This is a genomic window from Phenylobacterium sp., from assembly GCF_035276905.1.
Taxonomy (GTDB): Bacteria; Pseudomonadota; Alphaproteobacteria; order Caulobacterales; family Caulobacteraceae; genus Phenylobacterium.
The window spans coordinates 1-10,033 of the sequence record NZ_DATELG010000221.1 but is presented as its reverse complement, the minus strand read 5'-3'; the positions used below and the strand labels follow the sequence as shown (position 1 = coordinate 10,033).

Annotated in this window: 9 protein-coding genes and 1 pseudogene; 3 read left to right on the top strand and 7 right to left on the bottom strand. The window is 64.5% G+C overall.

Annotation, left to right across the window (positions count from 1 at the left end; genetic code table 11):
- Positions 1-290, top strand: a 290-nt coding sequence (locus tag VJS38_RS10505) for a hypothetical protein (protein WP_324088096.1), incomplete at its 5' end; no start/stop codon positions are given.
- Between the two features lie 72 nt (positions 291-362).
- Here the strand turns inward: VJS38_RS10505 and VJS38_RS10500 are convergent.
- Complete coding sequence (locus VJS38_RS10500; protein ID WP_324088095.1) at positions 363-725, bottom strand: EthD family reductase; 363 nt, start codon at positions 723-725, stop codon at positions 363-365.
- A gap of 88 nt (positions 726-813) precedes the next feature.
- Positions 814-2,013, bottom strand: coding sequence for an acyl-CoA dehydrogenase family protein (locus VJS38_RS10495; protein ID WP_324088094.1), 1,200 nt, complete (start codon positions 2,011-2,013; stop codon positions 814-816).
- A 358-nt stretch (positions 2,014-2,371) separates the two neighbouring features.
- Between VJS38_RS10495 and VJS38_RS10490 the strand changes: the two genes are divergently transcribed.
- Together VJS38_RS10490 and VJS38_RS10485 are read left to right on the top strand one after the other, a co-directional pair.
- On the top strand, positions 2,372-3,367 hold the full coding sequence (locus VJS38_RS10490; protein WP_324088093.1) for an amidohydrolase family protein: 996 nt from the start codon (positions 2,372-2,374) through the stop codon (positions 3,365-3,367).
- A gap of 264 nt (positions 3,368-3,631) precedes the next feature.
- A complete protein-coding gene (locus tag VJS38_RS10485; protein WP_324088092.1) occupies positions 3,632-5,878 on the top strand; it encodes a TonB-dependent receptor in 2,247 nt (748 codons plus the stop codon).
- Positions 5,879-5,963: 85 nt separating this feature from the next.
- Here the strand turns inward: VJS38_RS10485 and VJS38_RS10480 are convergent, their stop codons facing one another.
- From VJS38_RS10480 to VJS38_RS10460, 5 genes and pseudogenes are all read right to left on the bottom strand, one after another.
- Positions 5,964-6,935, bottom strand: coding sequence for an MBL fold metallo-hydrolase (locus VJS38_RS10480; RefSeq protein WP_324088091.1), 972 nt, complete (start codon positions 6,933-6,935; stop codon positions 5,964-5,966).
- A 413-nt stretch (positions 6,936-7,348) separates the two neighbouring features.
- Positions 7,349-8,929 (bottom strand): IS66 family transposase, encoded by a 1,581-nt coding sequence (tnpC, locus tag VJS38_RS10475; RefSeq protein WP_414692434.1) that lies wholly within the window; start codon positions 8,927-8,929, stop codon positions 7,349-7,351.
- A 90-nt stretch (positions 8,930-9,019) separates the two neighbouring features.
- A complete protein-coding gene (gene tnpB / locus VJS38_RS10470) occupies positions 9,020-9,385 on the bottom strand; it encodes an IS66 family insertion sequence element accessory protein TnpB (RefSeq protein ID WP_324088089.1) in 366 nt (121 codons plus the stop codon).
- Positions 9,382-9,810, bottom strand: coding sequence for an IS66-like element accessory protein TnpA (tnpA, locus tag VJS38_RS10465; protein ID WP_324088088.1), 429 nt, complete (start codon positions 9,808-9,810; stop codon positions 9,382-9,384). Before tnpA ends, tnpB begins: the two co-directional genes overlap by 4 nt.
- Before the next feature lie 86 nt (positions 9,811-9,896).
- Positions 9,897-10,033: pseudogene (locus tag VJS38_RS10460) on the bottom strand (IS481 family transposase); the annotation flags it as partial.

Genomic DNA, 10,033 nt, shown 5'->3' with positions numbered 1-10,033 from the left:
AGCTGGGCGTTCCGGAGCCGGCCGAGACCGTGCCGCCGCCCGGCCACCGCACGGGCGAGGTTGGAGGCGGCATCCGCTTCGCTGAGCCGTCGGCGCTGGTGAAGGCGCTGCGTCGCATGCGGGACATCGGGATCGAGCCGGACAAGGCCGCAGATAGGGGTTCGATCGCGTCGCTGACCTATCACGATCCCGATGGCGTCGAAGTCGAGATCCTGGCGCCGATCTCCGGTGGCAAGCCCACGACTGAGGTGGTGCTCGACGTCGACGGCTTCATCAGACGCTTCGGCTAAGGCCGCCGCCGGGGAGGGAGGGGCGGCGACATCGTCGAAATCGACGACGTCGGCGCCCAGACCAGCCGCTGTTCAGCGGGGGACATGCTTTACAGGGTCTATTTCCAGCACCTTGAACACCGAGATCACCGGATGATTGGTGGTGTAATTCGGAAAGTCGTCGGCCAATTGCTTTGCAGTGTCTTCGCGGGCGAACAGAGACTTGAATGCCTCGACATGCGACAACTCTGCAAAGTAGAGATTGCTCGCGCAGTGGTAGGGCGGGTCCTCCGGACCAAGCGGTATCGGCTCGGCGTCGACCTCGACCCGGGCGGGCTCTATGCCGGTGGTCGACTTCAGTAGATTAAGCCCTAGTGGCGTGTGCACGTCCAAATAATGGCGCAGGTTGAAGGTCGAACCTTTGGTGCGAGGGTACATGATTCTGATGGCGTACATCCGTAGCTCCTTACGCGTCGTCAGACCGCGGAATGGTTCTCCGGGTCAAAATCAAGGGGATCACCGTCATCGCAATGGCGGCGCGGCGTCAAAAGAACGGATCTGCCGGATTTCGGTCAAGCCCGAGAACGCAGCGGCCGTAATTCTCGTTCGCGATGTCCGGAGCCAGCGCGATATGGCAGCTTGCGGCATGTACGTCGCGCCAGACCCGCTGGAACGGACTCGAGTCGACCAGTCCACGCGCGCCGCCCATCTGGAACAGCTTGTCGACGGCGCTGCAGGCGAGACGGACCGCATAGGTGAAATCCCGACGATTGCGATAGCGCTCAGGAAGCGTCACCGAGCCGCGCTCCAGAATGTCGGTCACCCGGTGAAGCAACATGCGAGCAATATCCAATTCGGTGTCCGCTTCCGACAACCGCAATTGCAGCGGGAGCTGGGCGCTCATTTGTTCTCCAGTGGCGCTCGACACCTTTTCCTTCGTTTCCTCCACCCAGAGATCGCGCCCGCCGATCGCCATTCCGATCGCCGGCGAGGCGATAGAGAGCGGAATCGCCGTGTACATCGGCAAGCGATAGACGTTGCTCGTATTGATCTGGTTGCCAGGGCTGACGCCTTCCCGAAGGTTCGAGAGATCCAGCATATGATCGTTGGGGATAAACACGTCATCCACCACGACGTCGTTGCTCCCTGTTCCGCGCAGGCCGACGTTGTACCAGGTGTCGATGACCTGGAAATCCGGGCGACGCACAAGGCAGATGACATTCTTGGGCGGACCTTTACCGGACGGCGGTGGAAGCAGCGCCCCCAGCATGGCCCAGTTGCAGACATCGATGCCGCTCGACCATTTCCATCGGCCGGAGATCCGGATCCCACCGTCGACGACCGTAACCTGTTTCGTAGGCGTGAAGGACGTCGCGATGCGGGCGTTTGGAGTCTCGCCCCAGACGCTTTCCTGCGCCGCTTCGGGAAACTGCGCGAGGAACCACTGGTGCGTATTGAGCAGGGAGAGCAACCAGCCGGTCGAGCCGCAGCCGGCGCTGCCGGCGATCACGGTGTCGACAAAGGTTCGCCAGTCGGTCTCAAGGCCTTGCCAACGCTGCGGGCGCAGCAGGCTGGTCAAGCCATGGCTCTCCATTTCATCTATGGCCTGCTCCGAAACGCGGCGCGCCTTTTCAGTGCTTTCGGCGCGCGCCAAAGACACTTTCGCGAAGGCTGCGGCGCGGGCGACGAGCTCCGCGCCGCTCGCCCTTTCCCGATCGAGCACGAGGTGTTGGGCGCTTGCCATTAAAGAAATCTCCTGTTCGTTGTCCTCGACACGCTGAGCAAAAGGTCGATCTTGGCGCGACAGTCTTGCGCCAACGTGCGCTAGTTTCCTCTGGATGACGTGCTAGTGTGCGACGCCGCTTCAGCAAAATTAGAATTTGCGATGCAACGGATCATCCGGCGCGATGGGGAAGAGGATCGTCCCGGACGATTGTTTCCATCACTAAATACGCTGCTGCGGCGCATGCTGTCTCGATTGACGCTGTGATTACTGGAACGCAAACTTAAGGCCGCCCACGTGAGGCCCGACACATCCTCAATCGAGCGCCGCCGCCGGACCCGATGGGAGGCGCATCCTCGATCCTCTGGGAAGGGGATCCATGATGCGGATCGTTGCGCTTGAAGAGCATTTCAGCCATCCCGACCTCGTTGCCCGAATTCCGTCCGACCGGATTGCTGGCCGAGGTTATCCGCCCTCCGGACCGGGGTTCGCGGGGGTCATGCGCTTCGAGCAACTCGCCGACACCGGGGCCGGCCGTCTCGCCGACATGCAGGCCGCCGGCATTGACGTGCAGGTTCTTTCCGTCGCGGGCCCCGGCGCCGATCTTCTGGACGCCGGTGAAGGCCAGGCCCTGGCCCGCGCGTTCAACGACAAGCTGGCGGGTATCGTTGCGGAGGGGGGCGGCCATTATGCGGCATTTGCGCATCTTCCCCTGACCGCGCCCGACGCCGCCGCCGACGAACTCGAGCGATGCGTCGTCGACCACAAGTTCTGTGGCGCGCTGGTCAATGGCGACACAGCCGGCCGGTTTCTCGACCACCCCTCATTTGCACCGGTGCTCGAACGGGCTGAGCGGCTCGATGTGCCGCTGTATATTCATCCGAACGTGCCGCCGGCCGCGGTGCGCGACGCCTATTATTCGGGCTTTGCTCCTCCCGTGGACTTCCTCTTCGCCACGGCCGGCTGGGGATGGCACGCGGAGACGGCGGTCCATGTGCTTCGGATGGTGCTTTCCGGAACGCTGGAGCGTCATCGCCGCCTGAAGCTGATCGTGGGGCATATGGGAGAAGGGCTGCCCACCATGCTGGACCGATGTGATCAGGTGCTTTCGCCCCATGTCAGCGCTCGCCTGGGGCGAAGCGTCAAGGAGACGATCCTTGACCAAGTCTGGATCACGACGAGCGGGATATTCGCCGCGGCGCCGATGGCGGCAGCGCTGATGACGTTCGGCGTGGACCGCGTGCTGTTCTCCGTGGACTATCCTTATGCTGCAAACCGACAGGCCCGCGAATTACTCGACAACTTGCCCCTTGCGCCCGCGGACAAGGCCAAAATCGCCTCTGGCAACGCCGACGGCCTGCTGAAGCTGGGGTGATCGAAGCAACGACCGCCGCCTCAACTCCCGCGCCCGCCGATAGTTGGTATTACGACAAGCGATTAGACACGACTGTCCTGCGAAAACAACATATTCATGGCATAAAACGGTTGATAGGCTCCAGTGGTATGCAGGGATGAAGCATGAGCGCGGCGGGCTACATTCGGTTGGCCGACTGTTGCGCCTTTCGTGGCGTCGCGGGGAAATGCCAGATCGACTTTATGCTTATCTCGCAGAGATTCAGGAAATAAGAGGGAGGGGATAATGAAAAAGTTTTACGCGATGGGGATGTTGCTCGGAACGTTTGGAGCGTCCTGTGCGTTGGCGACCGCAGCGAATGCTCAGGACACTTCGACCCGGCTCGAAGAGATCGTTGTGACGGCGCAGAAGCGCCAGGAAAATGTGCAAAACGTTCCGATCGCGATTACGGCGCTCAGTCGGACCCAGATTGCGGCGTCGGGCGTCACGGACACGTCCAACCTTAAATTCGCGGTGCCAGGCCTGGATTTCACCACCGCCCTAGGCACGAACGCGCTTCCCAACATCCGCGGCGTTGGGACGGGTGCGGGCGGGCCCGGAGTGGAGAACCCGATCGCGCTCTATGTCGACAACGTCTACATCGGCAATGCCAGCGATGGTCTGCTCGCACTGAACGACATCGAGCAAGTGGCGGTGCTGAAAGGTCCGCAGGGCACGTTGTTCGGGCGCAACGCCACGGGCGGCCTTGTTCAGATCACCACGCGCACGCCGGAGCATCAGCTGACCGGCGATGTTCACCTGACGGGCGGCAATCTTGGCACATACGGGGGAGACGCCTTTGTTACGGGCGGACTGACCGACAAGCTCGCGGCCAGCGTCTCGCTCTACTACAAGGATCAAACGCAAGGCTTCGGCAAGAACCTAAACAGCGGCAATGATGTGAACCGCGGGCGCGATTTCGCGGGCCGCGTCAAGTTTCTCCTGACGCCCGACGACGACACCAAAATCACGCTCTCGCTGGACTATTCGCGCAAGCGCTGGATTGGTCCTAATTTCGGCCCGGTTCCGGGGAGTTTGAATGTCCTGGGCCAGCCCCATTTGGGAGAGCCTTGGGACACCGACGTCAGTTTCGACCCATTGACGCAGATCAAGCAGGGAGGGGCCAGCCTGACGTTTCAGCACGACTTTGGCGAGGCGGCGCGCCTGGTCGCCATCACGGCCTACCGGGCCAGCAACCAGTTCGTGCAGTTCGATCTAGATCTCTCGCCGGCGCCGCTTCAGAACGGCCATATTCGCGACAAGGAGAAGCAGTTCAGCCAGGAGCTGCAGCTTCAGTCTTTGAGCGCGGGCAAGCTGAAATGGGTCGCCGGTCTCTATTACTACTGGGCGGACGGCAAATATGATCCCTTCCTCGTTGATGGTCCGATCATCGCCGCGGCTGCGTCAGGCTTCCCATTCTTCCTGCCGGCCGGCGCCGAGGCGTCGGTCATCCATGTGGACCAGAGCACCGAGTCCGTCGCCGCCTTCGCCCAAGCCACCTATGAGATCCTCAAGGACACCAACCTGACGGCCGGCGCTCGCTACACCTCCGATCGGAAAGACTACCGCGCGGACCAGGCGTTCCAGTATCCGGGCAATTCGTTCATTCCGATCGCGAACGCAAAGGCGGGCAAGCAGTTCGACCGCGCCACCTGGCGGCTTTCGCTCGATCACCGCTTCTCGCCGGAAGTCCTTGGCTACGTCTCCTTCAACACCGGATTCAAGAGCGGCCTCTTCTCGCCGCCAAGCTTTCCGGCGCAACTCGTGAAGCCGGAAACGATCAAAGCCTACGAAACCGGCCTGAAGATGGACTTGTTAGATCGCCGCCTCCGCCTCAACGTGGCGGGATTTTACTATGACTATACAAATATTCAGGTCCTCTATGTTTTCAGAGGCATAGGGTTCCTGGCCAATGGCAACGGTGCGCGCAGTCATGGCATCGACGCCGATCTGACCTGGAGGGTGACGTCGGACCTGACCCTCACGGCCGGGGGCAGCTGGCTGCACGCCCGGTACGGCTCCTTCCCGAACGCGAACTTTACGCAGCCCGAGCCGGCCTTCGGCTTCTGCCCGACCGTGACGGTTGGTCCCAATCCCCCGCTCGGCGGCAATTGCGCCATACCCAGCGCCTTCAACGCGACGGGCAACAAGGCCCAGCTTGCGCCGGAATACACGCTCAACGGCGGCTTTGTTTACAGCCTGCCGCAGTCGGTCCTGCCGGAAAGGATGGGCGGGGTTTCGGTCTCCGCGCACGCCTACTACAACAACGGCTATTTCGCCGATCCGCAGAACCGTCTCAAACAGGGCGGCTACGCCATCGCCGACGCCTCCGTCACCTGGACCGCGCCGAACACGCGTTGGGACGTCAGCGTGTGGGGCCACAATCTCTCGAACACGTCCTACGCCGCACAGCTGGTCGCCAATGATGTCGGCGACCAGCGCAGCCTCGCGCCCGGGCGCACTTGCGGCGTCACCGTCGGCCTGCACTTCTGAACGGCCACCGCGGCGGGGGGCGAAGTCGAGCCCTCCGCCGCGTTCGCCGTATCACCTTGATGCGAAAGAGGCTGTCCGCTTGGGATCAGATCTCGAGCAGGTCCCGGCCCGCGATCACTGGGCCATTGTAATAGCGCTTGACCGCCGCGATTAAAGGGTGCGCGTCGAACGTGCTGTCCGCGCCGCCGGGAACAATATGCGTCAGCACGACCATCTTTACGTCGGCCGCGGCGGCCATCTTGCCGAGGGCCTCGGCCGGCAGATGCGCCTTCTCCATGAATTCGGAGAGCGACTTTCTCATTGTTTCCGGCATCGTCGGATTGCGCAGATGGAGTTCCTCCATGATGGCGCGGGCGTCGATCACCTCGCTGACGAGAATATCGGCCTGCTTGGCCAGGCGCACGATCGCCCCGCTTTCGCCGGTGTCCCCGGTGAAGACGACGCTGCGTTCAGCCGTATCGAAGCGATAGGCGTATGATTTGTCGGGACCCGGTTTGAGCAGTCGATAGTGCGTATTCTCGGCCGCTGTCACGCGCACCCGCTCGTCCTTGTAGATTTCTCCCTCGCCCGTGATGTCCTTCGACACCACGAAGCTGGACGGACCGTTGTTCGGCACGGAGGCGTCGAAGACACGCTCCCCCACGGAGAGATAATCGAAGGCGGCCTTGGTCATCGCCTCGGTGCCATAGGGCCCGATGATCGGCAGCTTTCTCGTCCGCCGGCTGACCCAGTTATACGAAATGACGTCCGCCAGATCGGCGTCGTGGTCCAAATGGTGATGGGTGATGAAGACCGCCGCGAGCCGCTCCGGGTCAAAGCCCGCCGTCACCATTTGCCGCAAGCAGCCGTACCCGGCGTCGATCAGATAAGGCTCGCCGTCGACCACCAGAAGATTTGCAGGCTCGGAGCGGAAGGCCCTGATAATGGGGCCGCCGGCCGTACCGAGCAGGATCAACCGTGTGCCTGCGCCCGATGGCGCGTCGGCGGCCTCGGCTGCGCCGACGCCCGGTGGCGCAGCGATCCCGACGCCCATCAGGGCCGCGCCCGCCAGGCGCAAGAAACTGGATCGTGTGATCCTTGGGCCTTGTCCTTTTTGAATCACAGCTCCCCTTTCCTGCCTGCGACTGTGAGCGGGGCGGGAACATGGCCGCACCGTCTTATCCGAAGGAGCCGCCAGCCGGGAAAGGGCGCGGGCGACGGCGCGGCTCGAGCGCGCCGACGAGACCGGCGCCTAACGGCGACGCGGCGTCGCCATCAGCTGCATCGACCCGCCAGAGGGCTCGGCGAGCCCGTTCTCCGCTGCCGGGTCATGTTCAGGGGATGGCGGTCCACATTGATCCTAGTGTGCTGGATCTGAAGTTCGCTTGCATCTCGGTCGGGCGCCGGAGCATGCGAACTTCGGAATCGGGACACTAGTTGGTTTTCGGTAAGCGGCGCCGCGAGCACACGGGGCCTTGGCGGAGGTTTAGGTCAGGCCGCGACGGCGGCGGGCTTCGGCGCGTAGGCCCAGGGCAAGAGCTCGTCGAGGCGGCTCTGGAGATGGCCGTTGACGAGCTTGGTTATGACGTCCTCGATGTAGGCCTGTGGCTCGACGTCGTTAAGCTTGCAGGTGGCGATGAGCGAGGCCAGTACCGCCCAGTGTTCCGCCCCGCCTTCGCTGCCGGCGAAGAGGCTGTTTTTCCGCGTTAGAGCCAGCGGCCGGATGGCGCGCTCGACGGTGTTGGTGTCGAGCTCGATGCGGCCGTCGTTGACGAAGCGGTTCAGGCCCTCCCAGTGGGTCAGGACGTAGCGGATCGCCTTGGCCAGGTCGCTCTTCTGGCTGATCAGCTCGACGCGGGCGCCCAGCCAGGTCTTCAGGTCGGCCAAGATCGGCACGCTCTTCGCCTGGCGCACGGCCCGGCGGTCGTCCGCCGATCGGCCGCGGATCTCCTCCTCGATGGCGTAGAGCTGTTGGATGCGGGCGATCGCCTCGGCGGCGATGGGTGTTTTCGTCGGCTTCTTTTCGTCGAGCAGCTTGTGGAAGTAGCGGCGCGCGTGGGTCCAGCAGAAGGCGAGCTCGACAGCGCCGCCCTTGGCCAGGGCCTTGTAGGCGCTGTAGCCGTCGGTCTGAAGCACACCGCGGTAGCCGGCGAGATGCTGCGCCGGCGACGAGGTCGCCCGATCACCCGCGTAAACGAAGGCCACGCCCGGCGGCGCGGGGCCGCCCCACGGGCGGTCGTCGCGCGCGTAGGCCCATAGCTGCCCGAGCTTGGTTCGTCCTCGCCCAGGATCCAGCACCGGCGCCCGGGTCTCGTCGGCGAAGAGCTTGCCTGAGGCCTTCAGCTTCTCGAGCAGGCGTGCGTGCAGCGGCTTCAGCAGTTCCGCCGCCGTCCCGGTCCAGTGCGCCAGGGTCGAGCGATCGAGCACGACGCCGCGGCGGGCGTACATCTGGGCCTGGCGATAAAGCGGCGTGTGGTCCGCGTACTTGGCGACCACGACGTGGGCGATGGTGGCTTCGGTCGGCAGCCCGCCCTCGATCAGGCGCGTCGGCGCCGGGGCTTGCACCACCACTTCCTCGCAGGCGCGGCAGCCGTACTTGGGTCGGCGGATCACCAGGGCGCGGAAGGTTGCCGGGATAACGTCCAGCCGCTCGGCGACGTCTTCGCCGATCCGGTGCAGGGCGCCCGCGCAGCACGGACAGGTCTTGTCCTCGATGTCGATCACCTGTTCGACGCGCTGCAGATGGGCCGGCAGCGATCCGCGGTTCGCGCGCCGTTTGGCGGCGTTCGCCGCCTTCTCGGTCGGGGTCGACAGGCGCAGCTCAGCGCTGGCCAGCTCCTGCTCGAGCTCCTCCAGCGCCAGCGCGAGCTGATCGGGATCCAGCTTCTCCGAGCGGGCGCCGAAGGTGGTTCGCTGCAGGTCCCGGATGATCCGGCTCAGCCGCGCGATCTCCTCGTGGTCCGCGGCCCGGGCGTCCTCGTGAGCGGCGATCTTCCGATCGCGCTCGGCGAGATCGGCGGCGTGGCGCGCGCGCTCGGCCTGGAGCAGCTCCCAGAGCGCCTCGGCATCCATGTCGCGCGGCATTTCCACGGGCCAAGCAGACCATATTCCGAGGCCTTTGAGGCGCCCCCGCGTGCGCCCTGAGTCATCTCGCCGCAGCGGTCAGGACACCTCCCGCGGCGTCGGCGTCCGCCGCGGCGCCATCACCCGCGTCCACTCCATTCCGGCAACGAGCGCGGACAGCTGCACCGCGCTCAGCCGCATGACGCCGTCGGTGATCTGCGGCCAGCGGAAGCCGCCCTGTTCCAGGCGCTTGGCGTAGAGCACCAGGCCAGATCCGTCCCAGTAGAGCAGCTTGATCCGGTCGGCCCGCTTCGCTCGGAAGACGTAGATCACGCCCGAGTACGGATCGGCCTTCAGGTCCTCCTTCACGGCCCGCGCCAGGCCGTCCATGCCGCGCCGGAAATCCACCGGCCTGGTCGCCACCAGCACCTTCACGCCCGCCGGTGGGCCCGATCCTGGGATCACCGGCCGCCCTTCAGCGCCTGGATCACCGCCGCGACCGTCTTGGCCTCAGCGCCGCGGCCGATCCGCACCAAGACGCCGTCGATCTCGATTTCGATGTCGCCGCCGCCCCGCGGTTTGCGGCGCTTCTTCGGGGTGGGAGCCGCCGGCGCTTCCGGCTCGACCACCACGGGCACGAACGCCGGCGCCGGCTCTGCAGCCTTGCGCGCCTCGCGCAGCCAGCCGAACACCTGCTGCGGTCGCAGATCGTGCCGGCGCGCCACCTCCGACACCGTCGCCCCGGGCGCCAGCGCCTCCAGCATGATCTCGGCCTTCGCATCGACCGACCACTTCCGCCGGCCGCCGACGTCGGTGATCACCTCAAGCCGTCGGACCAGGGTTGGCTTGGGCTCATGCGTAAGGTCGTGCGTAAGGTCAAACGTAGACATGTGCGGATCTCGTCTCCGAGCGAGATCGCCATTGTCATTGCTTGGACTCAGGCCTGGAAGGTGCCCTCGGAGCGCCGCTTACGCAGATAGCGCGAAGCATGGTCGGTGACGGTCAGCGGATAGCAGTAGCGGCCGTCGCCCAGCTTGAACTCGCCCTTGAAGTCGGCGCACCAGAGGTCGTTGGGCGCAGCCCCTGGCGACAGCGCCGTGCCCTGCGCCCGAC

What these genes read in the sequence shown, in the direction of transcription:
- VJS38_RS10500 (WP_324088095.1), bottom strand. Translation starts at nt 725, where the DNA reads ATGTACGCCATCAGAATCATGTACCCTCGCACCAAAGGTTCGACCTTC.
- VJS38_RS10495 (WP_324088094.1), bottom strand. Translation starts at nt 2,013, where the DNA reads ATGGCAAGCGCCCAACACCTCGTGCTCGATCGGGAAAGGGCGAGCGGC.
- VJS38_RS10490 (WP_324088093.1), top strand. Translation starts at nt 2,372, where the DNA reads ATGATGCGGATCGTTGCGCTTGAAGAGCATTTCAGCCATCCCGACCTC.
- VJS38_RS10485 (WP_324088092.1), top strand. Translation starts at nt 3,632, where the DNA reads ATGAAAAAGTTTTACGCGATGGGGATGTTGCTCGGAACGTTTGGAGCG.
- tnpC (WP_414692434.1), bottom strand. Translation starts at nt 8,929, where the DNA reads ATGGATGCCGAGGCGCTCTGGGAGCTGCTCCAGGCCGAGCGCGCGCGC.
- tnpA (WP_324088088.1), bottom strand. Translation starts at nt 9,810, where the DNA reads ATGTCTACGTTTGACCTTACGCACGACCTTACGCATGAGCCCAAGCCA.